The organism is Streptomyces sp. NPDC044044 (assembly GCF_056434405.1).
In genome coordinates, this window is sequence record NZ_JBWKFG010000002.1 from 380,836 (window position 1) to 407,041 (window position 26,206).

Genomic DNA, 26,206 nt, shown 5'->3' on the forward strand with positions numbered 1-26,206 from the left:
GCCCGTTGCGGGTGGCTCGGGCAAGGAGGGCGTATACGGATGGGGCCGGCCGGACAGTGCGTGTGGGAGATCCTGAGCGGCTTGCGTGAGCGCGCCGAGGTGCGCCGGAGGGCTCAAGGGCTCTCCTTCAGCCAGGCCGTGGTGGAGACGACGCTCAGGACTTCCGCCGCCGCTCCAGGTGCTCGGGGCTTCTCACGGAAGCGGATCAGCGACTGGGCTCCCCGGGACGTGGCCGGGTTCAGGCTGCCCCAAGCCGCCAGTGACGACAGAGTCCTGGCCCTGGCCGCCCTGTGGGCCGAATGGGCGCAGGAGCCGCCGCCGGGACGCGAGTTGCGCGACCTGTTGGGCAAGGCCCGCGACGAGCAGGGGACCGAGCGCCGCACGCCGCCGGAGGAACAGCCGGAAGCCGAGTCGCTCTCCGATCTGACCGCCGAGCAACTGGAGGTGCAGGAGGCGCCCTTGCCCCGGCCCCGGCGCCGGACACTGCCCGCCCTGTCCCCGTACCTGAGCCGCGAGCTGGACGCAGAGCTGCGCAGGCGGCTGGGCAAGGCGCTCGCCGGTGGATCTTCGGCCCTCCTGGTGCTCACCGGGGAGTCCTCGACCGGCAAGACACGCGCCCTGTACGAGGCCGTGCGTGAACTGGCCCCCGAACAGCCCCTCCTGCGGCCCGCGACCGCTCAGGACCTGCTGTCGCTCCTGGCCGACGGGGCGGTGCGTCCCGGAACCGTGCTGTGGCTGAACGAGTTCCAGCGGATCCTGTACGACAGCGAGGGCGAACAGGTCGCCGCGCACCTGCGGTTGTTCCTCGAACGGCACCACGGGGTGGCGGCTGTCGCCACCCTGTGGCAGAACCCGTACTGGCAGGAGCTGACCAGGCAGGGAAAGCCCCGGGACCCCCATCCGCATGCGCGGGCCCTGCTCGTCGGCGCCCACACGCACCGGATCAGAGTCCCGGCCGAGCTGACCCCCCAGGAGCGGCAGCAGTGGCGGGAGCTCGCCGAGCGCCATGGGGACGACCGCCTGACGTACGCCGAGCGTGCGGGAGCGCGGGACGGGCGCATGGTGCAGCATCTCAGCGGCGGCCCCGAACTGCTCGATGCCTATCTGAGCGGTCCCGACGACCACTTCACGCGCCATGAGCACGCGTTGATCACCGCGGCGCTCGACGCCCACCGCCTGGGCCACTCCTCGCCGCTGCCCTCGGTTCTCCTGGCGGACGCGGCCGACGGCACGCTCGCCCCGCACCACCGGGCCCCCGGCGCGGACTGGGCGGCACCCGTCCTCGACGCGCTGACCAGCGGCGAACGGCTCGACGGCACACGCACCGACATCCGCTGCACCCTGACGCCTCTGAGGGCGCGACGGGACGCCGCGGGAGCCCCGCCCCTGTACGAGCCCACGGTCTACCTCCGTCAGCACATCCCCCCGGTCCGCGCCGACCAGGCCGGTTCGGCCTCCCTGTGGGAAGCCCTCTGCCGCCACACGGAGAAGACCGCGGATCTCGTGTCGTTGCAGGAAGCCGCCTGGCAGCGTGGGCTGTTCCGGTACGCCGTCGACCTGGACCGCAGGGCCGCGACGGCGGGCAGTGGCGAAGCCCTGATCCGTCTTCTCCAACGCACCGCGACACATCCGGACGCCCACCGGATCGCCCACTGGGCGGCAGGGCAGGCCAATTTATCCCGAGCACGTCAGACGGACGAGATCCTGGACCTCCTGGCCGCGACGGAAGCCCGGGAAGCCGTCGACCTGCTCGCACGTCGGCTCGTGGCGCGGACCGACCCGGCGGATGTCGTGGCCGGCGGAGCACTCGCCGTACGCCTGACGGACAAGGGTGCCTCTCACGAGGTCGTCCGCGCCCTGGTGAACTCACTGCTGCGGCACACCGATCGGCTCGCCCCACGTGCCCTGGTACGAGCACTGCCCGATCTCCGGCGGGTCTGCACCGAGCGGTCCTTCCGGTCCCTGGCCCGGCGTGCGGCCGACGAGCTCGACCCGGTGGACACATGGGCGGCCGTGATGCTGATCCGGTCCTTGCGCACGGCCGAGGCTCCCGACCTCCTGGCTGCCTTCGCCACCAGGATCACCGCCGAGGCTTCGCGCCTGGACCCCGATGAACTTCCCTTCCTGATGGAGGAGTTGTGGCATGCCGGGGCCGAGGAAGCCGTGCACTCACTGCTCGCCCTCGATCCGGCGGCAAGGATCGGGCTGACCGATGCCGCAACCGTCGGGTGCCTGCTGGGAGTTCTTCGCCGTGCCGGGGCCGACGGCGCCGTACGGAGGCTGCTGAGCCGTGGACCGGCCCGGCACGTCGGCCTCGTGCCGGGGCCGGACGATGTCGAGAGGGCGGTCTGCGGGCTTCTCGGCGCCTTGCGGGAGTACGGGGCCATGGACGAGTTCGCCGTTCTCGCCGACCGTGCCGTGTCCGAGCTGGATCTGACCGACCCCGAAACAGTCACCGCTCTCCTGGAGTCGCTGTGCTCGGCCGGTCGTGAGGAAGCCCTGGCGACGCTGTTGCGGCGGGAGGTGGCCGGTCTCGTCTGGTACGAGGATCCGCGCGAGATCCGGCCCCTGCTCGGCGCGCTGCGGAGGGCCGGAGCCTGCGAGGTCTTCGAAGCCACGACCAGGGTGCTCGTCGACGAAGTGGACCTCCACGTCACGGAGTTCATCACGGAAGTCGTCGAGGTTCTGCTGTCGGTCGGCGCCGAGCGGGCCATCGACCGCCTCGTGACGCGCGCCGAGGCGGACGTGGGAACGGGGCACGGACTTCTCGCCGTGCTCGCTCTGTCGGATGCGGGTGCCCAGGAAGCCGCGCGGCGGCTGGCGCTGCACCACGTCGCCCACACCACCAGCACGGATCTGGACGAGGTCAGCATCCTCGCGTGGTACTGCCACGCGGCTCGCGTTCCGGACGCGGTGCGGATGCTGATCGATGAAGGTCTGGTGGACCGCGTCGCCGTGGACTTCTCCACGAACCTCGACGCGCACGAGACGCTCCTGGACGTCCTCGTCTCCGCGGGGGCCGACGAGGCCGCACGGTCCTTCGCCGACCGGGCCGCCGCCGGCATCGACCTGGACGACACGATGGGTGTCGCCGCCCTGCTGAAGGCCATGAACGCCGCGGGGCTGTCCGGCCCGTGCGAGGTCCTCGTCCGGCGTGCCGCCCGGGGAGCGAGCCTCGGGCACATGAACAGCGTCGCCAGGCTTCTCGAAGCGTTCGTGGAGCTTGAGGCCGAGGAGGCGCTCCAGCACCTCCTGCGACGCGCCCCGGCGTCCCAGGTCGACCTCGACCGAGCGACCACCAGCTGCGGCGAGGCCCTCTTGGCGGCACTCCGGAAGGCCGACGCCCCCGAGGCGGATGAGTTCGCCCGGCGGGCGCGGGCCGCGGGACGTCTGCCCACGGCCCCCCTCCTGCCGTACGGAGTCGAGGCCGACGGCCGTCCGGCCGGCCCGTGGTCAGGGGACCGGTAGACCCGGCGGGCCCGTGGGGCCGGTAGACCTGGCAGGCCCGCGGGACCGGGCCGGGCGGATCAGCGGGTATCGACCCTCAGGCCGCGGGCCCCGAACTGGCCAGCGCGGCCGAAAGCTCCACCGCCACCTCCTGCAGCACCGGCACGATCTTCTCCACCGCGGCCTCCGTCACGCGGCCCGCCGGGCCGGAGATCGAAATGGCCGCCGCCGTGGGGGAGTTCGGGACCGAGACCGCCAGGCAGCGCACCCCGATCTCCTGTTCGTTGTCGTCGACCGCGAAGCCCGCCTTGCGGACCTCCTCCAGCGCGTCGAGGAAACCCTCGGGCGTGGTGATCGTCTTCTCCGTGGCCGCGGGCATCCCGGTGCGGGAGAGCAGGGCCCGTACTTCCTCCGGCGGGGTGTGGGCGAGGAGTGCCTTGCCGACGCCCGTGGAGTGGGGGAGGACCCGGCGGCCCACCTCGGTGAACATCCGCATGGAGTGCTTGGACGGCACCTGCGCGACGTAGACGATCTCGTCGCCGTCGAGCAGCGCCATGTTCGCGGTCTCGCCGGTCTCCTCGACCAGGCGCGCGAGGTAGGGGCGCGCCCAGGTGCCGAGGAGGCGCGATGCCGATTCGCCGAGGCGGATCAGGCGCGGGCCCAGGGAGTAGCGGCGGTTCGGCTGCTGGCGTACGTAGCCGCAGGCGACCAGTGTGCGCATCAGGCGGTGGATCGTGGGGAGCGGAAGGCCGCTGCTGGCGGAGAGCTCGCTCAGGCCGACCTCGCCTCCGGCGTCCGCCATCCGTTCGAGGAGGTCGAAGGCGCGCTCAAGGGACTGGACACCACCGCTGGCAGCGGGCGGCTTGGAGGCGGCGACTTCGGTGGAGGCGTCGCTGGCGCTTGACGTCGGCACGGCGCAGTCCTTTCGGGGCTGACGGGCAAGGCAGCAGCCTACCGGGCGGTTCCCCGCAAGGGCCCTGACCGGCCCTGGCGTCTTTGCCGGTCAGGGGTGGTCAGGGACCGGTCGGGGAGCCTTTGTCCGCTTCTCCGCCGTCACGCCTGGTGATCGTTTGACGGCCCGGTTGTGCGTAGCTACGTTCTGGCTTGCGGAATTCTAATTCCACTTTGTGGAAACGTCCAGAGTGCATCGGGTGACCTCTTGACGGTTCGGGATCGGCCGTGAAGACTCATTCAACAGAACGTTGAATTCCGTTTAGCGGAATCGAATGGTCTGTGTAGCGGAAAAGAACGAATCAGGAAAGCAACAGCGAAGAGAGGGCGTTGAGGACGTGGACGTAGAACTGGTGCTGCGCTCGACCCGCGTGATCACCCCGCAGGGAACCCGCGCCGCGTCGGTCACGGTCTCCGGGGGGAAGATCGCGGCCGTGCTCCCGCACGATGCCGACGTACCGGCGGGGGCCAGGATCGAGGACCTCGGTGACGACGTCCTGCTGCCCGGGATCGTCGACACGCACGTCCATGTGAACGACCCGGGCCGCACGGAGTGGGAAGGCTTCTGGACCGCCACCCGTGCCGCGGCCGCCGGTGGCATCACCACCCTCGTCGACATGCCGCTCAACTCCCTGCCGCCGACCACCACGGTCGACAACCTGCGGACGAAGCAGGACGTCGCCCGCACCAAGGCGCACATCGACGTCGGCTTCTGGGGCGGCGCCCTGCCCGACAACGTCGGCGACCTCAAGCCCCTCCACGACGCAGGCGTCTACGGCTTCAAGTGCTTCCTCTCGCCGTCCGGTGTCGACGAGTTCCCGCACCTCGACCAGGACCGGCTCGCCACCTCCATGGCGGAGATCGCCGGGTTCGGCGGACTGCTCATCGTGCACGCCGAGGACCCGCACGAGCTGGACGCGGCCCCGCACAAGAGCGGCCCCAAGTACACGGACTACCTGGACACCCGGCCGCGCGTCTCCGAGGACGTCGCGATCGAGGGCCTCATCGGGCTCGCCAAGCGGCTCGGCGCCCGTGTCCACGTACTGCACCTGTCGTCGTCGAACGCGCTGCCCCTGATCGCCGCCGCCAAGCGCGAGGGCGTCAAGCTCACCGTCGAGACCTGCCCGCACTACCTCACGCTCACCGCCGAGGAAGTGCCGGACGGGGCAAGCGAGTTCAAGTGCTGCCCGCCCATCCGCGAGGCCGCCAACCAGGACCTGCTCTGGGACGCGCTCGCCGACGGCACCATCGACTGCATCGTGACGGACCACTCGCCGTCCACCGCCGACCTCAAGACCGACGACTTCGCGACCGCGTGGGGCGGCATCTCCGGGCTCCAGCTCAGCCTCCCCGCGATCTGGACCGAGGCCCGCAAGCGCGGCCACAGCCTCGACGACGTGGTGCGCTGGATGTCGACGCGCACCTCCGAACTGGCCGGACTCGACCAGAAGGGCGCCATCGAGGCCGGCCGCGACGCCGACTTCGCGGTCCTCGCGCCCGACGAGACCTTCACCGTGGACCCCGCGGAGCTGCAGCACCGGAACCGAGTCACGGCGTACGCGGGCAAGACCCTCAGCGGCGTCGTGAAGTCCACCTGGCTGCGCGGCGAACGCATCCTGCACGGCGGCGAGTTCAGCGAACCCGCAGGCCGACTTCTGGAAAGGAAGAACTGATCACTGTGACGGCGATACCGACCTTCACCGGCGACGCGAGCCCCTACGGCGGCGGCGACCCGTACGCGGACTACCGCACCGCCGACTTCCCCTTCACCCAGTACGCGAACCTCGCGGACCGGCAGCTCGGCGCTGGCGTGATCGCCGCCAACGACGAGTTCTTCGCGATGCGCGAGAACCTCCTCCTGGCGCACGACGCCGTCTTCGACCCGGAGCACTTCGGGCACAAGGGCAAGGTCATGGACGGCTGGGAGACCCGCCGCCGCCGTGGCGTCTCGGGCGAGCACCCGTGGCCCACCGCCGACGACCACGACTGGGCGCTCGTACGCCTGGGCGCCCCCGGTGTCGTACGCGGCATCGTCATCGACACCGCCCACTTCCGCGGCAACTACCCGCAGGCCGTCTCGGTCCAGGGCGCCAACGTCGAGGGCTCGCCGACCCCCGAGGAGCTCCTCGCGGACGACGTGAAGTGGACGACTCTCGTGCCCCGCACGGCAGTCGGCGGCCACGCGGCGAACGGCTTCGCCGTCGACGTCGAGCAGCGCTTCACGCACCTGCGCGTCAACCAGCACCCGGACGGCGGCATCGCGCGCCTCCGTGTGTACGGCGAGGTCGTCGCCGACCCCAAGTGGCTCGCCACGCTCGGCACGTTCGACGTGCTGGCCCTGGAGAACGGCGGCCAGGTCGAGGACGCGTCCGACCGCTTCTACTCCCCGGCCACCAACACCATCCAGCCGGGCCGCTCCCGCAAGATGGACGACGGCTGGGAGACCCGCCGCCGCCGCGACAACGGCAACGACTGGATCCGCTACCAGCTCGTCGCCCAGTCCGAGATCCGCGCCGTCGAGATCGACACGGCGTACCTCAAGGGCAACTCGGCCGGCTGGGCCGCCCTTTCGGTCCGTGACGGCGAGAGTGGCGAGTGGGTCGAGGCGCTGCCCCGCACCCGCCTGCAGCCCGACACCAACCACCGCTTCGTCCTGGACGCCCCGGTCGTCGGCACGCACGTGCGCATCGACATCTTCCCGGACGGCGGCATCTCCCGGCTGCACCTCTTCGGTTCGCTCACCGAGGCGGGCGCGAGCCGTCTGACGGCACGTCACCAGGAGCTCGGCGGCTGATCGTCGGCGGCTGAAGCCCACTGAAGAACGTGGGGCGCACCGGGTGGACAGCCCCGGTGCGCCCCATCACCATGCGCGCGTCACCGCGTCACCGCGTCACCGCGTCACCGCGTCACCGCCACCGCGCCCCGCAAGCGGAGCGATCAGGCTCCGTAGCCGCCGTCCACCACCATCTCCGCGCCCGTGATGAACGCCGCGTCGTCTCCCGCGAGATAGGCGACGAGCGAAGCCACCTCGTCCGCCGAGCCGAAGCGGGCGAGCGCCGTCGCCGCCTTCTGGGGCTCGGCGTACGGCCCGTCGGCCGGGTTCATGTCCGTGTCGATCGAGCCCGGGTGCACGACGTTCACCGTGATGCCGCGCCCCGCGAGCTCACGGGCCAGTGGCTTGGTCATGCCGACGAGCGCCGCCTTGCTCAGCGCGTACAGCGTCGCGCCGGGGCCACCCGCGAAGCGCGCGAGCCCGGATCCGGTGGAGATGATGCGGCCCCCGTCGGCCAGCCTGCCGGCCGCCGCCTGCGAGGCCAGGAAGACCGAACGTACGTTGACGGCGAGCACCCGGTCGACGTCCGACAGCGCCAAGTCCCCGATGGGGCCGAGGACTCCGATGCCCGCGTTGTTCACCAGGATGTCCAGGCGGCCCAGATCGTCCGCCGCGCGCTCCACCGCACCCGCGGCGTCCCCGGGGTCGGCCGCGTCGGCCCTGATGGCGAAACCGCGGCGGCCCGCCGACTCGATCTTGGCGACGACCTCATGAGCGGCGGCCTCGCCGTTGACGTACGTGATGGCCACATCGGCACCGTCCTGCGCGAGCCGCAGCGCGATCGCCGCGCCTATGCCACGACTGCCGCCGGTCACCAGAGCCGTCCTGCCGGTCAGAGAAGACATGTTCGTGAACCTCATTCGCGTGGTTATGTTCCGCAATGCGGTGAGAAGTGCTTGTGGGTTCAATGAAAGCGGGCGGCACGGGCCGTGGCTGGCGGGAAATGGACACCGAGCCACTGCCGCCGCCCGGACCGCACGGTGAGACGGCCGCCGCCGTCCCTTCCCGGCGCGATCTGCGCCGGATACGGTGATCGACCCACGTGAGAGCCGCCGAAGTCTCCACACCGCCGCATCCGTTGGAGACCGCGCCCCGTGTCGACGCTCGCCGCCCCCGCCGCGCCCGCAGTGCGCCGCGCCTGGCTCACCGATCTCCCCGTGCTGCTCGTGGCCGTGGTCTGGGGCGCCAGTTATCTGGCGGCGAAGGGCATCACGACGACGCACACGGTCGTCGCCGTCCTGGTGCTTCGGTTCGCCGTCGTGCTGCCCGCGCTCGTGGTGGCCGGATGGCGCGGCCTGCGCGCGCTGGCGGCGCCGCAGTGGCGCGGGGCGGGAGCGCTCGGGCTGATCCTGAGCGGGATCTTCCTCCTGGAGACGTACGGCGTCGTCCACACCTCGGCGACCAACGCGGGCCTCATCATCAGCCTCACCATGATCTTCACCCCGCTCGCCGAGGCCGCGGTGACGCGCAAGAGGCCGCCGCGCGCCTTCCTGGCGGCGGCCGGGCTCTCCGTGCTCGGCGTGGTCCTGCTGACCCAGGGCGGCGGCTTCACGCGGCCCTCGCCGGGCGACGGTCTGATCCTCCTTGCGGCGCTCGCGCGCACCGTGCACGTCCTGGCGATGTCGCGGATCAAGGCCGTCCGGGCCGCCGGGGAGGCTGACGCGCTCTCGCTCACCACCGTCCAACTGGGCACCGCGGTGGCCGTGTTCGCGGTGCTCGCCGGCGCGGGCACGGGGGCGTCGCCCTGGTCCGTCGCCGCGGACTTCGGAGCGCGCGAGTGGGCCGGACTGCTCTTCCTCTCCGTGTTCTGCACGCTCTTCGCCTTCTTCGTGCAGATGTGGGCGGTGCGCAGGACGTCTCCCTCGCGGGTGAGCCTGCTGCTCGGCACGGAGCCGTTGTGGGCGGCCGCGGTGGGGATCGCGCTGGGCGGGGAACGGCTGGGTGTGGTGGGTCTGGTGGGAGGTGTGCTGGTTCTGGTGGGGACCAGCTGGGGGCGCAGGGTGCGGTGATACCTTCCGTGGTCGATCAAGCAGTCTGCGGTCGGTCGAGCTGTCTTCGGTCAATCGAGCAGCCGGTGGTCGGTCAAGCAGGGGGAGACCATGAACGAGTACTTCGAGCAGGAATTCGCCGCGGGCGCGCAGAAGCGCCGCGTCTGGGGCGGCGCGCTGCTCCTCGCGGCGTGCGTCATCTGGGGCGTGCTCGCGTACCAGCTGATGGCGCCGTTCAGCGACGGGGACGACTCGTACTCCGACAGCCGCGAGTGCCAGTCGATGCTGTTCTACGAGGGTGACGACCCGACGTGGGCCGAGGCCACGTGGGACGACTGCCGTGCGGAGCGCAGGTGGCCCGAGATGCTGGGCTGGCTGGCGCTTTCGGTGCCGCTGTCGGTGGGAGGCGCGGTGCTCTACACCAGTGGGTCCACCAGTCTGCGGATGCGCGAGTACATGGCGGAACACCGCATCGCCGCCGCGAAGGCCGCGGCCGACAAGGACTGACGGCGGCCAACCGGTGGCGCTTGGTTAACTCCCGGAAAATTCACTGCACTTGACGTTGACACGACAACCTCTACGCGCGTCACACTGGTCGCATGCGAATCCCCCCACGAATCGTGAGCGTCACCGCCCTCGCCGCCGCCCTGCTCGTCGGCGGCCCCGTCGCCGTCTCCGCGAGCGCGGCCCCGGACCACCACGCCCCCGCGTCGACGGCGTACTCCATCACCGCCGTCGGCGACATCTGCTACTCCGCGCTGCCCTCCCAGGCGCACGACACCCTGGACCTGATCGAGGCGGGCGGCCCCTACCCGTACCCGCAGGACGACACCGTCTTCCAGAACAGGGAAGGCATCCTGCCCTCGCAGGGCTCCGGCTACTACCACGAGTACACCGTGGTGACGCCGGGCTCACCCGACCGCGGTGCGCGCCGCATCGTGACCGGTGAGAAGAACCAGGAGGACTACTACACCGCCGACCACTACGAGTCCTTCGACCTGGTCGACCACGCCTGCTGACGCACGGCCCGTCCTAGCGGGTCTTCCGGCTCTCCGCGACGGCGAACAGCGCGAGCGCGAGCACGATCAGCGTGACGCCCGCGTAGATCTCGTAGCCGTCGAGGAACCCGATCCGCTGCACGATGCCCCAGCCGCGCAGCCGGCCGGTCAGCTCGTGCACCAGGGCGGCCACGCCCTGGATCAGGAGAAGGACGCCGAAGACCTCAAGTACCTGCTTCATACCGAAGAGCCTCGCCCCGTGGACTCCCCACGCACATCGGCCACGGGGTGAGGCTTCTTCATCCCTGGACCGTCCGAAAGTCTCCGCTTCCGCGACTTTGGTAGACGATCACGTCCGGACGGCGCCCGATGTCCCTGGCAGTGCGTAGATTTGTCGACCATGAGCGGCAGTGAGCCCCCGGTGGTCCCCTCGGCGTCCTCGGCCCCCTTGGCCAGACGCCCCTGGGCGCTGCCCTCGGCCGTCGCCGCCGAGTTCGACCCCGACCGGGCGGCACGCAAGGGCAAGCGCAGGCCCCGGCGGACCGTGCGGGACTGGCTGGTCGACTTCGCCTGCTTCGCCGTGGCCGTCGTCATCGGCATGGTGGGCGCCGACGCGGTCGGCAACAACCCGCACGTCTCGCCCGGCCTCGCCGAGGCCGACCAGTTGATCGGCGCGCTCGCCTGCGCCACCGTCTGGCTGCGCAGGCGCTGGCCGGTCGGTCTCGCCGTGGCCATGGTGCCGATCAGCGTGCTCTCGGACACCGCGGGCGGCGCGGCCGTGGTGGCCCTGTTCACCCTCGCGGTGCACCGGCCCTTCCGGTACGTCGGCTGGATCGGCGGGGTCTCGATCGCCCTGATGCCGGTCGTCTACTGGCTGCGGCCCGACGCCGACCTGCCGTACGTCGTCGCCATCCTCTTCGGAGCGCTGCTCAGTGCCGCCGTCATCGGCTGGGGCATGTTCGTGCGCTCGCGCCGCCAGCTCCTGCTGAGCCTGCGCGACCGCGCGATCCGCGCCGAGAACGAGGCGGCGCTCCGTGCCGAACAGGCCCAGCGCCTGGCCCGCGAGTCCATCGCGCGCGAGATGCACGACGTGCTCGCCCACCGCCTCACCCTGCTCAGCGTGCACGCGGGCGCCCTGGAGTTCCGCCCGGACGCGCCCCGCGAGGAGGTCGTCCGCGCGGCGGGGGTCATCCGGGAGAGCGCGCACGAAGCGCTGCAGGACCTGCGCGAGGTGATCGGTGTCCTGCGCGGCGGTGGCAGCGGCGGCGGCGACGGCGAGGCGTCCGGCCGCCCGCAGCCGACCCTCGCCGCCCTGGAGACCCTGGTCGCCGAGTCCCGCGACGCGGGCATGAAGGTCGCACTCGACCACCGCGTCACCGACCCCGAGGCCGTGCCCGCCGCCGTCGGCCGCACCGCCTACCGCATCGCCCAGGAGGGCCTGACCAACGCCCGCAAGCACGCCCCGGGCGCCGAGGTGACCGTCCTGGTGTCCGGAGCGCCCGGCGAAGGCCTCACCCTGTCGGTACGGAACCCGCCGCCGCCCGGCGACGTGCCGGACGTCCCCGGTTCCGGCCAGGGGCTGATCGGCCTCACGGAGCGGGCCACACTGGCGGGCGGCCGCATCGAGCACGGGGCATCGGGGGACGGCGGGTTCCGCGTCGACGCGTGGCTGCCTTGGGCTTGAGCTGACCGATCCGATGCCCGAAGCGCGTGCGACGGGGGAGAGTCACTCCTGCCGGAGCGGTGACGACTGAGCACATCACGCTGCTGGACCGCCCCTTCAAGACCCTTACGGTTCAAGACCCTTACGGTAGGCCCCATGGAACCGATCAGGCTGCTTCTCGTCGACGACGACCCGCTGGTCCGCGCAGGTCTGTCCTTCATGATGGGCGGCGCGGACGACATCGAGATCGTCGGCGAGGCGGCGGACGGCTCCCACGTCGCCCCGCTGGTCGCCGAGCTGCGCCCCGACGTCGTCCTGATGGACATCCGGATGCCCACGATGGACGGTCTCGCGGCGACGGAGGCCCTGCGCAAGCGCCCGGACGCCCCCGAAGTCATCGTCCTCACCACCTTCCACGCCGACGAACAGGTCCTGCGTGCCCTGCGGGCCGGGGCGGCCGGGTTCGTCCTCAAGGACACCCCGCCCGCAGAGATCGTCGCCGCGGTACGCGCGGTCGCTGCGGGGGAGCCGGTGCTCTCCCCCTCGGTGACGCAGCAGTTGATCAGCCAGGTGACCGGGGTGGACCCCCAACAGGGCCGCCGCGAGCGGGCGTTGGAGCGGCTCGCGCTGCTGGGGGAGCGGGAGAGGGAAGTGGCGGTCGCGGTCGGCCGGGGCGCGTCGAACGCGGACATCGCGGCGGAGCTCTACCTGAGCGTGGCCACCGTCAAGGCCCACGTCTCCCGCGTCCTGACGAAGCTGGACCTCAACAACCGGGTGCAGATCGCGCTGTTGGCGCATGACGCGGGGCTGCTCGACGGGGTGGAGTAGCCCTCGGGGAGCAGAGGGAGGGCAGGGGGCAGGGGGGGGGCAGCGGGGTCAGCGACCGGAGATCTCCTCAAGGCGCACCAACCGCCGTTCCCGGCGCGACAGTTCACACGCCTCCGCGATCCGCAGCGCCTCCAGGGCCTCGCGGCCGTCGCAGGGGTTCGGCCGTTCTCCCCGTACGACATCCACGAACGCCGCGAGCTCCGCCTCGTACGCGGGCGTGAACCGTTCGAGGAAGCCGGGCCACGGCTTGTCGGGCGGCGGCGGTCCCGAGGGTTCCACGGACGACAGGGGCATGCGGTCGTCGAAGCCGACCGCGATCTGGTCGTCCTCCCCGGCCAGTTCCATCCGTACGTCATAGCCCGCGCCGTTGCACCGCGTGGCCGTCGCCGTGGCGAGCGTGCCGTCGTCGAGGGTGAGGACCGCCGCGGCCGTGTCGACGTCGCCCGCCTCGCGGAACATCGCGGGCCCGGCGTCCGACCCGGTCGCGTACACCTCCGTCACCTCACGGCCCGTCACCCAGCGCAGCATGTCGAAGTCGTGGACCAGGCAGTCGCGGTAGAGGCCGCCGGAGAGTGGGAGATACGCGGCCGGCGGCGGCGCGGGATCGGAGGTCATCGCGCGGACCGTGTGCAGCCGCCCGAGCCGTCCCGACCGCACGGCCTCGCGTGCCGCCGCGTACCCCGCGTCGAACCGCCGCTGGAAGCCCAGCTGGAGCACCGTGCCCGCGGACTCGACCTCCTGGAGCGCGGCGAGCGTGCCGGGCAGGTCGAGGGCGATGGGCTTCTCGCAGAAGACCGGAAGCCCCGCCCGCGCCGCCTTGCCGATCAGCTCGGCGTGCGCGGAGGTCGCCGCGGTGATCACCACCGCGTCCACGGAGCCCGACCGGCCGCTGCCTGTGAAGATGTCGTCCACCGAGCCCGCGGAGGCCGCGCCGATCCGCGCCGCGAGCCCGGCCGCCCGACCGGTGTCCGCGTCGGCGACGACCAGTGCCTCCACCTCGGGATGCCGCTGAAGGGCCGCAGAGTGAAATGTGCCGATACGGCCCGTTCCGATCAGTCCGATGCGCATGGACCCACCCTCGCGACGCCCCGCGATCCTGTCAATCCTTTGTCCGGACAACAGAACTTCCGAACTTCCCGTCATCATTCCCTGCGACTACGCTCACAGCGTGTCCAAATCAGCCGCCAAACCAGCCGTGGACCCCACCGTCTCCCTCCAGCTCGGCGTCGACCGCAGCAGCCCGGTCCCGCTGTACTTCCAGCTGTCCCAGCAGCTGGAGGCGGCGATCGAGCGCGGTGCCCTGACCCCGGGCACCCTGCTCGGCAACGAGATCGAGCTCGCGGGGCGCCTCGGCCTGTCCCGGCCGACCGTCCGTCAGGCCATACAGTCGCTCGTCGACAAGGGACTGCTCGTGCGCCGCAGGGGCATCGGAACCCAGGTCGTGCACAGCCAGGTCAAGCGCCCCCTTGAGCTCAGCAGCCTCTACGACGACCTGGAGGCGGCGGGCCAGCGCCCCGAGACCCGCGTCCTGCGCAACACCGTCGAGTCCGCGTCCGCCGAGGTGGCCGCCGCGCTCGGCGTCGCGGAGGGCGACGAGGTGCACCTGGTCGAGCGGCTTCGCCTGGCCCACGGCGAGCCCATGGCGTACCTGCGCAACCACATCCCGTCCGGGCTGCTCGACCTCGACACCGCACGCCTCGAAGCCACCGGCCTCTATCGCCTGATGCGCGCCGCGGGCATCACCCTGCACAGCGCGCGCCAGTCCGTGGGTGCCCGTGCCGCCACCGCCGACGAGGGCGAGCGGCTCGGCGAGCCCGCGGGGGCCCCGCTGCTCACGATGCAGCGCACGACCTTCGACGACACGGGCCGCGCGGTCGAGTTCGGCTCGCACATCTACCGGGCCTCGCGCTACTCCTTCGAGTTCCAGCTCCTCGTACGGCCGTAGGACCCGGTACGCCGCAGGACCCGGTACGGCGGTCGGACCCGGCACGGCCGTAGGTTCCAACTCGCTCACGGTCGTCAGAATGTTCTGACAAAGCCATTGACGCTGCCGCGCGCCCCCGGCTAGAACTCCCCCAGCCGCACTGAGGCGGCCGGGAGAAGGGGCGGTCCCACTCATGCGCAAAGACCGTAGGGCAGCGGGCATCACGGCCTGCGTGGCGGCCATCGCGCTCGTCGCCGGCTGCAGCGGCTCCGGCGGCAAGGACGACGAGGACAAGTCGGGCGACGGCGGCGGAGGCGGCAAAGGCGTGAACACGCCACGGCTCAAGATCGCGATGGTCACGCACTCCGGCGAGGGCGACACCTTCTGGGACATCGTCCAGAGCGGCGCCAAGCAGGCGGCCCGCAAGGACAACGTCGATTTCCTCTACTCCAACGACAAAGAGGCCAAGGGGCAGGCCGAGCTCGTCCAGTCGGCGATCGACAAGAAGGTCGACGGCATCGTCGTGACCCTGGCCAAGCCCGAGGCGATGAAGGCGGTCCTCGGCAAGGCTCAGGCCGCGGGGATACCGGTCGTCACGATCAACTCCGGCGGCGAGTTCTCCGCCGACTTCGGCGCGCTGAGCCACATCGGGCAGGACGAGTCCGTGGCGGGCGAGGCCGTCGGCGACGAGCTGACCGAGCGGGGCAAGAAGAAGGCGCTCTGCGTCATCCACGAGCAGGGGAACGTCTCCCTGGAGCAGCGCTGCGCGGGCGTGAAGAAGACCTTCAAGGGCTCGGTCGAGAACCTCAACGTCGAGGGCACCAACGCGCCCAACGCCCAGTCCTCCATCAGCGCCAAGCTCCAGGCGACCAAGGACATCGACGCGGTGGTCACCCTCGGCGCGCCGATCGCGGCCATTTCGGTGAAGGCCAAGGAGGACGCGAAGAGCGAGGCGGAGGTCGACACGTTCGACCTGAACGCCGAGGTCGTCAAGCGCCTCAAGGCCAAGGAGGTCGGCTTCGCCGTCGACCAGCAGCCCTACCTCCAGGGCTATCTCGCCATCGACGAGCTGTGGCTCCACAAGACCAACGCGAACGTCCTTGGCGGCGGCAAGCCCGTCCTGACCGGACCCGCCATCGTCACCGAGAAGGACGTGCCGAAGCTGGAGAAGTACACCGCCCGCGGTACCCGATGAACACATGCGTGATCCGCGTGGTCGATACTTGGGCCGCTGGGGCCGGGGATCCGGACCGGCCTCACCGAGGAGCAGAGCTAGAAGGGCACGGCGTCGTGGCAAGGGTTCAGACAGGGGTACGTGCGGTGGGCGCCGTGCTGGTCGCGGTGCTCGGGGTATCCCTCGCGGGGTGCAGCAGCACCGGTGGCAAGCGGGCCGAGGACGCACGGAAGGCGGCAACGGCACAGGGCAAGGCCGCGGTGAACACGCCGAACTGGACGTTCGGCATGGTGACCCACTCGGGTGACGGCGACACGTTCTGGGACATCGTCCAGGAAGGCGCCGAGCAGGCGGCCCGCAAGGACAACATCAAGTTCCTCTACTCCCACAACGCCGAGGCCCAGCAGCAGGCCCAGCTCGTGGACTCGTACATCGACAAGAAGGTCGACGGCATCATCGTCAGCCTCGCCAAGCCCGCCGCGATGAAGGGCGCCCTGGCCCGCGCCAAGAAGGCCGGCATCCCGGTGATCACGGTGAACTCCGGCTCCGCGGAGTCCAAGGAGTTCGGCGCGCTCACCCACATCGGCCAGGACGAGACGATCGCGGGCGAGGCCGTCGGCGACGAGCTCAACAAGCGGGGTAAGAAGAAGGCGCTCTGCATCCTGCACGAGCAGGGCAACGTCGGCCACGAGCAGCGCTGCGAAGGCGCCAAGAAGACCTTCGACGGCAAGATGCAGAACCTGTACGTGACCGGCACGAACATGCCCGACGTGCAGTCCTCCATCGAGGCCAGGCTGCAGTCCGACAAGTCCATCGACTCGGTCGTCACGCTCGGCGCGCCCTTCGCGGACACCGCGGTCAAGGCCGCGGACAGCGCGGGCAGCAAGGCCGAGGTCGACACCTTCGACCTGAACGAGAAGGTCGCGGCCGGCCTCAAGGACGGCACGCTCGGCTTCGCCGTCGACCAGCAGCCCTACCTCCAGGGCTACGAGGCCGTGGACCTGCTCTGGCTCTACAAGTACAACGCCGACGTGCTCGGCGGCGGCAAGCCGGTCCTCACCGGACCGCAGATCATCACCAAGGACCAGGCCGCCGAGCTGGAGGAATACGCGAAGCGAGGGACGCGATGACAGCGACCGCACCCGCACCGGCGCCTTCGCCGGACACGAAGACGGACGAGCGCCTCCTGAAGGCGTCGCCGCTGAAGAAGCTGATGGGCCGCCCCGAGCTCGGCTCCGTCGTCGGCGCCGTCGCCGTCTTCGTCTTCTTCTCGATCGCGGCGGACAGCTTCCTGCAGACCAACAGCCTCGCCACGGTGCTCTACGCGGCGTCGACGCTCGGCATCATGGCCGTGCCGGTGGCGCTGCTCATGATCGGCGGCGAGTTCGACCTGTCGGCGGGCGTCATGGTGACGACCTCGGCGCTGATCTCGTCGATGTTCAGCTACCAGATGACGGCCAACGTCTGGGTCGGCGTCCTCGTCTCGCTCGTCGCCACCCTCGGGGTCGGCGTCTTCAACGGCGTGATGCTGACGCGCACCGACCCGCCGAGCTTCATCATCACGCTCGGTACGTTCCTGATGCTGACCGGCATGAACCTCGGCTTCACCAAGCTGATCAGCGGCACGGTCTCCACGAAGTCGATCTCCGACATGGAGGGCTTCGACTCCGCCAAGGACGTCTTCGCCTCGACGCTCACCATCGGCGGCGTCGACTTCAAGATCACGATCCTCTGGTGGCTCGGCCTGATCGCGGTCGCCACCTGGATCCTGCTCCGCACCCGCGTCGGCAACTGGATCTTCGCGGTCGGCGGCGGCGAGGACGCGGCCCGCGCGGTCGGCGTCCCGGTCGCGATGACCAAGATCGGCCTCTACATGGGCGTCGCCTTCGGCGCCTGGATCTCCGGCCAGCACCTGCTCTTCTCGTACGACGTCGTCCAGTCGGGCGAGGGCGTCGGCAACGAACTGATCTACATCATCGCCGCCGTCATCGGCGGCTGTCTGATCACCGGCGGATACGGCTCCGCGGTCGGCGCGGCCGTGGGTGCCCTCATCTTCGGCATGGTCAGCAAGGGCATCGTGTTCGCCGAGTGGAACCCGGACTGGTTCAAGTTCTTCCTCGGAGTGATGCTGCTCCTGGCGACCCTGCTCAACCACTGGGTCCGCAAGCGCGCGGAGGCGACGAAGTGACCACCGAGACGACCGACGTCACCGACGCGGTGCCGGAGCCGGACCGCACCCCGCTCGTCGAGCTCGACGACGTCAGTAAGTACTACGGCAACATCCGCGCCCTCGAAGGCGTGTCCCTGGAGGTCCACGCGGGCGAGATCTCCTGCGTCCTCGGCGACAACGGCGCGGGCAAGTCGACCCTCATCAAGATCATCGCGGGCCTGCACCGGCACGACGCGGGAGAGTTCCGCATCGAGGGCGAGGACGCGAAGCTCGGCTCGCCGCGCGAGGCCCTGGACCGCGGTATCGCCACGGTCTACCAGGACCTCGCCGTGGTCCCGCTGATGCCGGTCTGGCGCAACTTCTTCCTCGGCTCCGAGCCGACGAAGGGCGTCGGCCCGTTCAAGCGCCTGGACGTCGACCTGATGCGCGCGACGACCCGCGCGGAGCTGCTGCGCATGGGCATCGACCTGCGCGACGTCGACCAGCCCATCGGCACCCTGTCGGGCGGCGAGCGCCAGTGCGTGGCGATCGCGCGCGCCGTCTACTTCGGCGCCAAGGTCCTGGTCCTGGACGAGCCGACGGCGGCGCTCGGCGTCAAGCAGTCCGGCGTCGTCCTGAAGTACGTGGCCGCCGCGCGGGACGCGGGCCTCGGAGTGGTCTTGATCACCCACAACCCGCACCACGCGTACCTGGTGGGCAACCGCTTCGTCCTCCTCAAGCGCGGCACGATGTTCGGCAGCTACGCCCGCGACGAGATCACCCTGGACGAGCTGACCCGCCAGATGGCGGGCGGCTCCGAACTGGACGACCTCCGCCACGAGCTGGAGAAGCGCTGAGCAGCGCCCCGTAGGGGCGCGGGGAACTGCGCGCTCAGCCCGGTCGGAGCCGCAGTCGCGTCTGCTCGCCGACCCGGCAGAGGCGACTGCGGCTTTTCTGTGGTTGCTCGCGCGGTTCCCCGCGCCCCTACGGGGGCACCCCGAGTCCCGTTGTGCGCGCCCCCGCGTGTGTGAGGCAGAATCGCCGCAATGAGCACCTACCGCGACCTCGCGCACCGCGGCTCCGCCCGAGCCACCGTTCTGCGGACCGTGGGCACGCGTGAGCGCCGATCCCATCTGACGGCGCCCCGCGTCCCCACCGTCGGCATCGACATCGGCGGCACGAAGGTGATGGCGGGAGTCGTCGACGCCGACGGCAACATCCTGGAGACGCTCCGCACGGAGACCCCGGACAAGTCCAAGAGCCCCAAGGTCGTCGAGGACACCATCGTCGAGCTGGTCCTGGACCTCTCCGACCGGCACGACGTGCACGCGGTGGGCATCGGCGCGGCGGGCTGGGTCGACGCGGACCGCAACCGCGTCCTGTTCGCCCCGCATCTGTCCTGGCGCAACGAACCCCTCCGCGACCGCATCTCAGGGCGCCTCGCGGTCCCCGTGCTCGTCGACAACGACGCGAACACCGCCGCGTGGGCGGAGTGGCGCTTCGGTGCGGCCCGCGGCGAGGACCACCTGGTCATGATCACGCTCGGCACCGGCATCGGCGGCGCGATCCTGGAGGACGGCCAGGTCAAGCGCGGCAAGTTCGGCGTGGCCGGAGAATTCGGCCATATGCAGGTGGTGCCCGGCGGCCACCGCTGCCCGTGCGGCAACCGCGGCTGCTGGGAGCAGTACAGCTCCGGCAACGCGCTGGTCAGGGAGGCCCGCGAGCTCGCCGCCGCCGACTCCCCGGTCGCGTACGGGATCATCGAGCGGGTCAAGGGCAACATCCCCGACATCACGGGCCCCCTGATCACGGAGCTGGCCCGCGACGGCGACGCGATGTGCGTCGAGCTCCTCCAGGACATCGGCCAGTGGCTCGGCGTCGGCATCGCGAACCTCGCCGCCGCCCTCGACCCGTCCTGCTTCGTGATCGGCGGCGGTGTCTCGGCCGCCGACGACCTCCTGATCGGCCCGGCCCGCGACGCCTTCCGCCGCCAGTTGACCGGCCGCGGCTACCGCCCCGAGGCCCGTATCGCCCGCGCCCAGCTGGGCCCCGAGGCGGGCATGGTGGGCGCCGCCGACCTGGCGCGCCTGGTGGCACGCCGCTTCCGCCGGGCGAACCGCCGCAGGGTGGAGCGCCACGAACGCTATGAGCGCTACGCGGAAGCGCGCCGTATCAACGACCGCACCTCTCAGGGAACCCAGTAAACAGATGACCGTGCCCCGCCAACCCTCGTCCCCGGACTCCCCGGACTCCCCGGATCCCGCCGACGGGGGTGGCGGCCCCCGCGAGGGCCGCCGCCACATGATCCGCCGCCGCTGGCTGACGGCCACGATCATCGTGCTCCTGATCGGCGTACCGGCCGGCTATCTGGTGATCTCCGCGAACCAGAGCCGCAACAGCGGCCGCGACAAGGAGGCCAAGTACTCCGCGACCGGCCTCACCGCGGGCTGGCCCTCCAAGGTGCAGCGCCGTCTCTACGACGTGCCGATCCCTCGCTACTCCAGGGAAGTCGCCTACTACGAGACGAACAACTGGCGCACAAGCCGTCTGTACGCCCAGTTCCTGACGAGCAACGCCGGTCTGGACAAGTTCCTCAAGCAGATCGGTTCGAGCACCAAGACGCTGAAGAAGAACGACATCACGATCAGCAAGCGCGACCGCAAGGTCGTCGGCTGGGAGTTCACGGACCCGGGCCCCTGGCTGGGCCTCACCCACGTGAAGAAGGACCCGGCGCCGACCCTGGACGTGGTGGTGAACCGCGGCAACCCGAAGCACCCCATGGTGTATGTAGTGTCTACGACAACCCCGTAACTGGCGTGTTTCATCGGTGAGTTGTCCGAGGGGCGGCTCATACGATGGCGCCCATGATCTCCACAGAGACGTCCGACGGGTCATCCGAAGAGGAGTACGACAGGCGCCGCCGCGCCCAGTGGCTCGCGGGGGAGGCACGGGCGGACGGGGTGGCACGCAGGGACATGCTGCGGCTGCTCGCGGCGGCGGGCGCAGGGGCGACGCTGCCGATGACGCTGGGCGCACCCAAGGCGAACGCGGCTGCCGGCACCGCCGCCCCCGGAATCGTGAAGCCGCTCCCCGAGGACCGCTTCACGATCCGCGGCACGAACGCGGAGACGAAGTTCGATGCGCTGGCCCGGACGGGCCACCTCACCCCCGCCTCCCACTTCTTCGTCCGCAACCACACGGCGACGCCACGCCTCGACGCGAAGACCTGGACGCTGAGGATCTGGGGCGACGGACTGCGGGGCGGGGAGCGGGAGTTCACGCTCGCGGACCTCGAACGCCTCCCGTCGACCTCACGTACCGCCTTCGTCGAATGCGCGGGCAACGGCAGAAGCTTCTTCACGAGCCAGCAGGGCCAACCCGCATCGGGCACGGCCTGGACCCTGGGAGCGATCGGCAACGCCCGCTGGCGCGGGGTGCGCCTCTCCGAAGTCCTGCGCAGGGCAGGCGTATCGCGCGACGCGGTGGACGCGATGCCGAGAGGCCTGGACGCGGACTACATCACGGACGACGGCACGAACCTGGGCAGGGTCCGCCGCCCGCTCCCGCTCTCCAAGGCGATGGACGACGTCATCCTGGCGTACGAGATGAACGGCGCCCCGCTCCCCGCGGACCACGGCTACCCGGTGAGGGTCCTGGTCCCGGCGTGGGTGGGCATCGCGTCGATCAAATGGGTGGGCGACATCGAGGTCTCGTCGAAGCCCCTCTTCTCCCCCTGGAACACGCAGTTCTACCGCCTGTTCGGCGAGACGTACCCGCCGGAGGGCAGCGCCCCCCTGACCCGCCAAACTCTCAAGTCCGCCTTCGAACTCCCCTGGAACGCAAGCCTCGACGCGGCCACGACCCACCACCTGACCGGCCGCTCCTGGTCGGCGACGGGCGCGATCACCCGAGTGGACATCAGCACGGACGAGGGCGCGACATGGCACCGCGCCCGCCTCAAGGACACTCCCCACCGCGCCACTTGGACCCGCTGGACCACCCCGTGGCACCCCAGGACCCCGGGCCCGACGACACTCCTGGCCCGCGCCACGGACACCACGGGCCGCACCCAGCCGGAGGTGACGGTGCACAACACGCAGGGGTATCTGTTCGATGCGGTGGTGCGGCATGCGGTGACGGTGGTCTGAGGAAAGGGCGGCCTCGGGCGAGGGGGCAGAGGGGGCAGAGGGGGGCGAGGTCAGTCGAGGCCCGCCCACCGCTCGTATGCGGCCGCCCCCACGCCCAGGTCCTCCCAGGCCATCCCCGCCGACTTGAACAACCGCGGCCGGTCCTCGGTCAACTCCACCTTGCCGCCCACCAGTTCACTCAGCGTCCGCAGTCGCCCCACGTCGAAGGCCCCCGAGTCCACCGCGAGCACGATGTCCCCGCACTCCCGCAGCGCCACCTCGTGGGACTCCGCCACCACCAGGCCGCGCCTCAGGAGCCCCTCGTCCACCTCGCGCGCGTCCGGCTCGTGCGAGCCCACCGCTGCCACCGTCGCGTGGGGCGGGAGCAGCGTGCTGTCGAAGAGCGGCTCGCGGGCCGTCGTGCAGCAGCAGATCACGTCGGCGGTCGCCACGTCCGCCGGGGTCGCGGGCGCCGCCGAAAGCCCCGCATCGCGGCAGCGGTCGACGAAGGCCGCCACCCGCTCCGGGTTCCGCGCCACCACGTCCACGTGTTCCAGCGCCGGGCGCACCGCGCGCACCGCCTCCACATGGCCCCAGGCCTGCGGGCCGGTGCCGAAGACCAGGAGGCGGCGGGCCTCCGGGACCGCGAGGTGCTTGATCGCGGCACCGGAGACCGCCGGGGTGCGCAGCGAGGTGAGGGCGATTCCGTCGAGCAGGGCGAGCGGCGTGTGCGTCTCGCCGTCCAGGAGGAGGTACACGCCCTGGATGCGGGGGAGTTCGCGGGCCGCGTTGCCGGGTGTGACCGTGGCGATCTTCACCCCCGTGTACGACGTCGTGGAGGACGGCATCAGCAGGAGCTGGCCGCCCGGTACGTCCACGACCCCTCGCACGGGCTCCGTCTCCGGGTCCAGGCCTGCCTTGAGGACGGCCTCCACCGCCTCGATCGCCGTGGACATCGGGACGAGCCTGGCCATCGTGTCGGCGTCGATGTAGGGCGGGGCCTCGCTCATGGGGGATCCTTTCGGGGCTGACTGTTCGGATGGCTGATCGGCTGGCTGCTGGGGGCCGTCCTGCTCGCGGCAGCACGGCCCCTTCATGATCACCCTAGGGAACAGCCCTGGCGGGGGCGCCCGTCACTTGCGCCAGAACAGATGGTGCGTCACCGCCCCGCTCGGGCTCGGCACGACGTCGAGGTGGTACCGGTCGAGCAGTTCGTCGGGCGACTCCCACAGCCGTGCCCCGGATCCGAGCTTCACCGGAGAGACCGCCACGTGCAGGGTGTCGACGAGGCCGGCGTCGAGGAACTCCCGGATGGTGGTGGCCCCGCCGCCGAGCCGGACGTCCTTGCCCTGTGCGGCCTCCCGCGCCCGTTCCAGCACCGTCGCCGGGTCGTCGTCGACGAAGTGGAACGTGGTGTCGGAGAGGGTGAAGGAGGGGCGCAGGTGGTGGGTCATGACGAACACCGGGGTACGGAACGGGGGCTCGTCGCCCCACCAGCCTTGCCACTCGTGGTCCTCCCACGGCCCGCGCTGCGGCCCGAACTTGTTGCGGCCCATGATCTCGGCACCGATGTTGCGGGCGTAGTCCCGCGTGAGGTAGTCGTCGAGGCCACGGCTGCCGCCGGGGTCGGTGCGCATGGGCCAGCTCGCCGTGGCCCCGGCCCAGGCGAAGATTTCCCTGGGATCGGCGTGGCCGAACGGCCTCTCCAGGGTCTGGTTCTCACCGGCACCGAATCCGTCCTGCGAGACGTTGAAGTTCTGCACTCTCAGCAACTGGGGCACGTGTCTTCTCCTGGGTCGGATGAGTCAGATGAGTCAGATGGGGCGGATAAGTCGGAGTCCTGAGTCGGAAGTCTTGTGGCGGAAGTCTTGTGGTGGAATCCCTGCGTCGGAAGTCTTGTGTCGGCGGCAACCGTAGGACTGTTCGGGCCGGGAAAACTCATCGGCGCGGCCCGAACCGCTCCCCGGCCCTCGGCCGTACCCCGGAGATCTCCGTCACGTTCGCCCGCACGACGCCCCATCGAACTGGGGCGGTTTGGTGCAGGCCGCCACCCGCGTCCGTGAGATTTGGCGAGATGTGGGAGCGTGAGCGGGTGAGTGAGAAGACGACTGCGACCCTGCAATACCGCTTTGACGGGCCGGAAGACGCCCCGGTGCTGATCCTGGGACCATCCCTCGGCACCACCTGGCACATGTGGGACCGGCAGGTGCCCGAGCTGGTCAAGCAGTGGCGGGTGTTCCGCTTCGACATGCCCGGACACGGGGGCGCCCCCGCGCACCCCTGCGGCTCCGTCGGCGAGCTCGCCCAGCGGCTCCTCGCCACGCTCGACGAGGTCGGCGTGCAGCGCTTCGGCTACGCGGGCTGCGCGTTCGGCGGCGCGATCGGCGCCGAGCTCGCCCTGCGGCACCCGCAGCGCGTCGCGTCCCTGGCGCTGATATCCGCCTCGCCGCGCTTCGGCAGCGCCGACGAGTTCCGCCAGCGCGGCGTGATCGTGCGGAGCAACGGCCTCGACCCCATCGCGCGTACGTCCCCCGAGCGCTGGTTCACGCCGGGCTTCGCCGCCGCGCAGCCCGCGATCACCGACTGGGCCGTACAGATGGTGCGCACGACCGACCCCGGCTGCTACATCGCCGCCTGCGAGGCACTCGCCGCCTTCGACGTGCGCGCCGAGCTGAACCGGATCAGCGTGCCCGCCCTCGTCCTGGTCGGGTCGGAGGACCAGGTCACCGGGCAGGGCGAGGCCCGCACCCTCGTCGCGGGGATACCGGACGCCCGCCTCGCCGTCGTGCCGGGGGCCTCCCACCTCGCTCCCGTCGAGCAGCCCGCCGCCGTCACCGACCTTCTCGTACGTCACTTCTCCACCGCCTGGCAGCTCGCGACCGACGCCACCGGGACGCACGCGGCGATCAGCGCACCGCCCGTCAAGCCGATCCTCGCCCCGCCGCCGCCCGTCTTCCCCGTCGCCGAGATCGGGCCGATGGAGCAGCCCGAGGCCGTGGGCGGCGGACGCCCCGACCCGTACGACGCGGGGATCAAGGTCCGCCGCGAGGTGCTCGGCGACGCGCACGTCGACCGCGCGCTCGGCGCCGCCGACGACTTCTCCACGGACTTCCAGGAGCTCATCACGCGCTACGCGTGGGGCGAGGTCTGGAACAGACCCGGACTCGACCGCCGCTCCCGCAGCTGCGTCACCCTCACCGCGCTCGTCGCGGGCGGCCACCTCGACGAGCTGGCCTTCCACACCCGCGCCGCCCTGCGCAACGGCCTCACCCCGCAGGAGATCAAGGAAGTACTGCTGCAGGCGGCCGTCTACTGCGGCGTCCCCGCGGCGAACTCCGCCTTCAAGGTCGCCCAGGCCGTGATCCGCGAGGAAACCACGCCGCAGGAGTAGCAGGATGGGGGCATGACGACTGCCGCGAAGCGCATCAAGCTCACGAAGAAGACACACGCCTGTGTCCGCCTGGAGCGGGACGGACGGAGTCTCGTCATCGACCCCGGCACCTTCAGCGAACAGGACGCGGCGCTCGGCGCCGACGCGATCCTCGTGACGCACGAGCACCCGGACCACTTCAACGAGGACCGGCTGCGCGTCGGTCTGGAGGCCAACCCGGCCGCCGAGATCTGGACCCTGCGCTCCGTCGCGGAGAAGATCTCGGCCGCCTTCCCCGGGCGGGTGCACACCGTCGGGCACGGGGACACCTTCACGGCCGCCGGGTTCGACGTGCAGGTGCACGGCGAGCTGCACGCCGTGATCCACCCGGACATCCCGCGGATCACCAACGTCGGCTATCTGGTGGACGGTTCGGTGTTCCACCCGGGCGACGCCCTGACCGTCCCCGAGCAGCCCGTGGACACGCTGATGCTGCCCGTGATGGCGCCCTGGAGCAAGATCTCCGAGGTCATCGACTACGTGCGCGAGATCAAGCCGCAGCGTGCCTACGACATCCACGACGCGCTGCTCACGGATCTGGCCCGGCCGATCTACGACGCGCAGATCGGGTCCCTCGGCGGCGCCGAGCACCTGCGGCTCACGCCGGGGGAGTCCGCCGAGCTGTGACCGGCGTCCGGCCTGCCGGTCACCGGCCGACCTGAGACTGTCAGTGGCGCCCGGTAGGTTGTCAGGC

24 protein-coding genes are annotated in these 26,206 nt (G+C 71.0%); 18 read left to right on the forward strand and 6 right to left on the reverse strand.

The window, feature by feature from the left end; all coding sequences use genetic code 11:
- Positions 1–39 precede the first annotated feature (39 nt).
- A complete protein-coding gene (locus AC07AG_RS07655; protein WP_478752886.1) occupies positions 40–3,468 on the forward strand; it encodes a hypothetical protein in 3,429 nt (1,142 codons plus the stop codon).
- Between the two features lie 76 nt (positions 3,469–3,544).
- Here the strand turns inward: AC07AG_RS07655 and AC07AG_RS07660 are convergent, their stop codons facing one another.
- Positions 3,545–4,360: an IclR family transcriptional regulator gene (locus AC07AG_RS07660; RefSeq protein ID WP_478752888.1), complete on the reverse strand. Its 816-nt coding sequence runs from the start codon at positions 4,358–4,360 to the stop codon at positions 3,545–3,547.
- 376 nt (positions 4,361–4,736) lie between these two features.
- Here AC07AG_RS07660 and allB point away from each other — a divergent pair, with 376 nt between their 5' ends.
- Positions 4,737–6,071 (forward strand): allantoinase AllB, encoded by a 1,335-nt coding sequence (gene allB / locus AC07AG_RS07665; RefSeq protein ID WP_478752890.1) that lies wholly within the window; start codon positions 4,737–4,739, stop codon positions 6,069–6,071.
- A 5-nt stretch (positions 6,072–6,076) separates the two neighbouring features.
- Complete coding sequence (gene alc / locus AC07AG_RS07670) at positions 6,077–7,192, forward strand: allantoicase (protein ID WP_478752892.1); 1,116 nt, start codon at positions 6,077–6,079, stop codon at positions 7,190–7,192.
- A gap of 143 nt (positions 7,193–7,335) precedes the next feature.
- Here the strand turns inward: alc and AC07AG_RS07675 are convergent, their stop codons facing one another.
- Positions 7,336–8,076 (reverse strand): SDR family NAD(P)-dependent oxidoreductase, encoded by a 741-nt coding sequence (locus AC07AG_RS07675; RefSeq protein WP_478752894.1) that lies wholly within the window; start codon positions 8,074–8,076, stop codon positions 7,336–7,338.
- Between the two features lie 249 nt (positions 8,077–8,325).
- Here AC07AG_RS07675 and AC07AG_RS07680 point away from each other — a divergent pair, with 249 nt between their 5' ends.
- From AC07AG_RS07680 to AC07AG_RS07690, 3 genes are all read left to right on the forward strand, one after another.
- On the forward strand, positions 8,326–9,240 hold the full coding sequence (locus AC07AG_RS07680) for a DMT family transporter (protein ID WP_478752895.1): 915 nt from the start codon (positions 8,326–8,328) through the stop codon (positions 9,238–9,240).
- Positions 9,241–9,330: 90 nt separating this feature from the next.
- A complete protein-coding gene (locus AC07AG_RS07685) occupies positions 9,331–9,726 on the forward strand; it encodes a hypothetical protein (RefSeq protein WP_478752897.1) in 396 nt (131 codons plus the stop codon).
- Between the two features lie 92 nt (positions 9,727–9,818).
- Entirely contained in the window at positions 9,819–10,238 is a 420-nt protein-coding gene (locus AC07AG_RS07690) for a guanyl-specific ribonuclease (protein WP_478752899.1), read from the forward strand.
- A 13-nt stretch (positions 10,239–10,251) separates the two neighbouring features.
- Here the strand turns inward: AC07AG_RS07690 and AC07AG_RS07695 are convergent, their stop codons facing one another.
- Positions 10,252–10,458, reverse strand: coding sequence for a hypothetical protein (locus AC07AG_RS07695; RefSeq protein ID WP_478752901.1), 207 nt, complete (start codon positions 10,456–10,458; stop codon positions 10,252–10,254).
- A 159-nt stretch (positions 10,459–10,617) separates the two neighbouring features.
- Between AC07AG_RS07695 and AC07AG_RS07700 the strand changes: the two genes are divergently transcribed.
- The gene (locus tag AC07AG_RS07700) at positions 10,618–11,901 is read left to right on the forward strand and encodes a sensor histidine kinase (RefSeq protein WP_478752903.1); all 1,284 of its coding nucleotides are present in this window, start codon (positions 10,618–10,620) and stop codon (positions 11,899–11,901) included.
- 135 nt (positions 11,902–12,036) lie between these two features.
- Positions 12,037–12,708 carry a response regulator gene (locus AC07AG_RS07705; protein ID WP_478752905.1) on the forward strand — a complete coding sequence of 224 codons (672 nt, stop codon included), beginning with the start codon at positions 12,037–12,039 and terminating at the stop codon, positions 12,706–12,708.
- 48 nt (positions 12,709–12,756) lie between these two features.
- Here AC07AG_RS07705 and AC07AG_RS07710 read toward each other — a convergent pair whose 3' ends face one another.
- Positions 12,757–13,776, reverse strand: a complete 1,020-nt coding sequence (locus tag AC07AG_RS07710) for a Gfo/Idh/MocA family protein (RefSeq protein ID WP_478752907.1) — start codon at positions 13,774–13,776, stop codon at positions 12,757–12,759.
- 127 nt (positions 13,777–13,903) lie between these two features.
- Between AC07AG_RS07710 and AC07AG_RS07715 the strand changes: the two genes are divergently transcribed.
- The 8 genes from AC07AG_RS07715 to AC07AG_RS07750 all read left to right on the forward strand — a co-directional run bounded on the left by AC07AG_RS07715 (position 13,904) and on the right by AC07AG_RS07750 (position 22,103).
- Positions 13,904–14,653: a GntR family transcriptional regulator gene (locus AC07AG_RS07715; RefSeq protein ID WP_478753926.1), complete on the forward strand. Its 750-nt coding sequence runs from the start codon at positions 13,904–13,906 to the stop codon at positions 14,651–14,653.
- A 172-nt stretch (positions 14,654–14,825) separates the two neighbouring features.
- Positions 14,826–15,827, forward strand: coding sequence for a sugar ABC transporter substrate-binding protein (locus tag AC07AG_RS07720; protein WP_478752909.1), 1,002 nt, complete (start codon positions 14,826–14,828; stop codon positions 15,825–15,827).
- A gap of 95 nt (positions 15,828–15,922) precedes the next feature.
- Positions 15,923–16,936 (forward strand): sugar ABC transporter substrate-binding protein, encoded by a 1,014-nt coding sequence (locus AC07AG_RS07725; RefSeq protein WP_478752911.1) that lies wholly within the window; start codon positions 15,923–15,925, stop codon positions 16,934–16,936.
- Positions 16,933–17,994 carry an ABC transporter permease gene (locus tag AC07AG_RS07730; RefSeq protein WP_478752913.1) on the forward strand — a complete coding sequence of 354 codons (1,062 nt, stop codon included), beginning with the start codon at positions 16,933–16,935 and terminating at the stop codon, positions 17,992–17,994. Before AC07AG_RS07725 ends, AC07AG_RS07730 begins: the two co-directional genes overlap by 4 nt.
- The gene (locus AC07AG_RS07735) at positions 17,991–18,812 is read left to right on the forward strand and encodes an ATP-binding cassette domain-containing protein (RefSeq protein ID WP_361044476.1); all 822 of its coding nucleotides are present in this window, start codon (positions 17,991–17,993) and stop codon (positions 18,810–18,812) included. Before AC07AG_RS07730 ends, AC07AG_RS07735 begins: the two co-directional genes overlap by 4 nt.
- 189 nt (positions 18,813–19,001) lie before the next feature.
- A complete protein-coding gene (locus tag AC07AG_RS07740) occupies positions 19,002–20,159 on the forward strand; it encodes an ROK family glucokinase (protein ID WP_478752915.1) in 1,158 nt (385 codons plus the stop codon).
- Between the two features lie 4 nt (positions 20,160–20,163).
- The gene (locus AC07AG_RS07745; protein WP_478752917.1) at positions 20,164–20,766 is read left to right on the forward strand and encodes a sugar kinase; all 603 of its coding nucleotides are present in this window, start codon (positions 20,164–20,166) and stop codon (positions 20,764–20,766) included.
- Positions 20,767–20,819: 53 nt separating this feature from the next.
- Positions 20,820–22,103 (forward strand): sulfite oxidase, encoded by a 1,284-nt coding sequence (locus AC07AG_RS07750; RefSeq protein ID WP_478752919.1) that lies wholly within the window; start codon positions 20,820–20,822, stop codon positions 22,101–22,103.
- Positions 22,104–22,153: 50 nt separating this feature from the next.
- Here the strand turns inward: AC07AG_RS07750 and AC07AG_RS07755 are convergent, their stop codons facing one another.
- On the reverse strand, positions 22,154–23,092 hold the full coding sequence (locus AC07AG_RS07755) for an ornithine cyclodeaminase family protein (RefSeq protein ID WP_478752921.1): 939 nt from the start codon (positions 23,090–23,092) through the stop codon (positions 22,154–22,156).
- 123 nt (positions 23,093–23,215) lie between these two features.
- Positions 23,216–23,863, reverse strand: coding sequence for a dihydrofolate reductase family protein (locus tag AC07AG_RS07760; protein ID WP_478752923.1), 648 nt, complete (start codon positions 23,861–23,863; stop codon positions 23,216–23,218).
- A 293-nt stretch (positions 23,864–24,156) separates the two neighbouring features.
- On the opposite strand from AC07AG_RS07760, the gene pcaDC reads away from it, so the two are divergent.
- Both pcaDC and AC07AG_RS07770 read left to right on the forward strand, forming a co-directional pair.
- Positions 24,157–25,473 carry a bifunctional 3-oxoadipate enol-lactonase/4-carboxymuconolactone decarboxylase PcaDC gene (gene pcaDC / locus AC07AG_RS07765; protein ID WP_478752925.1) on the forward strand — a complete coding sequence of 439 codons (1,317 nt, stop codon included), beginning with the start codon at positions 24,157–24,159 and terminating at the stop codon, positions 25,471–25,473.
- A gap of 33 nt (positions 25,474–25,506) precedes the next feature.
- Positions 25,507–26,139: an MBL fold metallo-hydrolase gene (locus AC07AG_RS07770; RefSeq protein ID WP_478753928.1), complete on the forward strand. Its 633-nt coding sequence runs from the start codon at positions 25,507–25,509 to the stop codon at positions 26,137–26,139.
- The last annotated feature ends 67 nt before the right edge of the window (positions 26,140–26,206 follow it).

Bases quoted from the DNA above. Each gene is read 5' to 3' on its own strand.
- AC07AG_RS07655 (WP_478752886.1), top strand. From the start codon at position 40: ATGGGGCCGGCCGGACAGTGCGTGTGGGAGATCCTGAGCGGCTTGCGT.
- AC07AG_RS07675 (WP_478752894.1), bottom strand. From the start codon at position 8,076: ATGTCTTCTCTGACCGGCAGGACGGCTCTGGTGACCGGCGGCAGTCGT.
- AC07AG_RS07685 (WP_478752897.1), top strand. From the start codon at position 9,331: ATGAACGAGTACTTCGAGCAGGAATTCGCCGCGGGCGCGCAGAAGCGC.
- AC07AG_RS07690 (WP_478752899.1), top strand. From the start codon at position 9,819: ATGCGAATCCCCCCACGAATCGTGAGCGTCACCGCCCTCGCCGCCGCC.
- AC07AG_RS07695 (WP_478752901.1), bottom strand. From the start codon at position 10,458: ATGAAGCAGGTACTTGAGGTCTTCGGCGTCCTTCTCCTGATCCAGGGC.
- AC07AG_RS07700 (WP_478752903.1), top strand. From the start codon at position 10,618: ATGAGCGGCAGTGAGCCCCCGGTGGTCCCCTCGGCGTCCTCGGCCCCC.
- AC07AG_RS07705 (WP_478752905.1), top strand. From the start codon at position 12,037: ATGGAACCGATCAGGCTGCTTCTCGTCGACGACGACCCGCTGGTCCGC.
- AC07AG_RS07710 (WP_478752907.1), bottom strand. From the start codon at position 13,776: ATGCGCATCGGACTGATCGGAACGGGCCGTATCGGCACATTTCACTCT.
- AC07AG_RS07720 (WP_478752909.1), top strand. From the start codon at position 14,826: ATGCGCAAAGACCGTAGGGCAGCGGGCATCACGGCCTGCGTGGCGGCC.
- AC07AG_RS07730 (WP_478752913.1), top strand. From the start codon at position 16,933: ATGACAGCGACCGCACCCGCACCGGCGCCTTCGCCGGACACGAAGACG.
- AC07AG_RS07740 (WP_478752915.1), top strand. From the start codon at position 19,002: ATGAGCACCTACCGCGACCTCGCGCACCGCGGCTCCGCCCGAGCCACC.
- AC07AG_RS07745 (WP_478752917.1), top strand. From the start codon at position 20,164: ATGACCGTGCCCCGCCAACCCTCGTCCCCGGACTCCCCGGACTCCCCG.
- AC07AG_RS07750 (WP_478752919.1), top strand. From the start codon at position 20,820: ATGATCTCCACAGAGACGTCCGACGGGTCATCCGAAGAGGAGTACGAC.
- AC07AG_RS07755 (WP_478752921.1), bottom strand. From the start codon at position 23,092: ATGAGCGAGGCCCCGCCCTACATCGACGCCGACACGATGGCCAGGCTC.
- pcaDC (WP_478752925.1), top strand. From the start codon at position 24,157: ATGTGGGAGCGTGAGCGGGTGAGTGAGAAGACGACTGCGACCCTGCAA.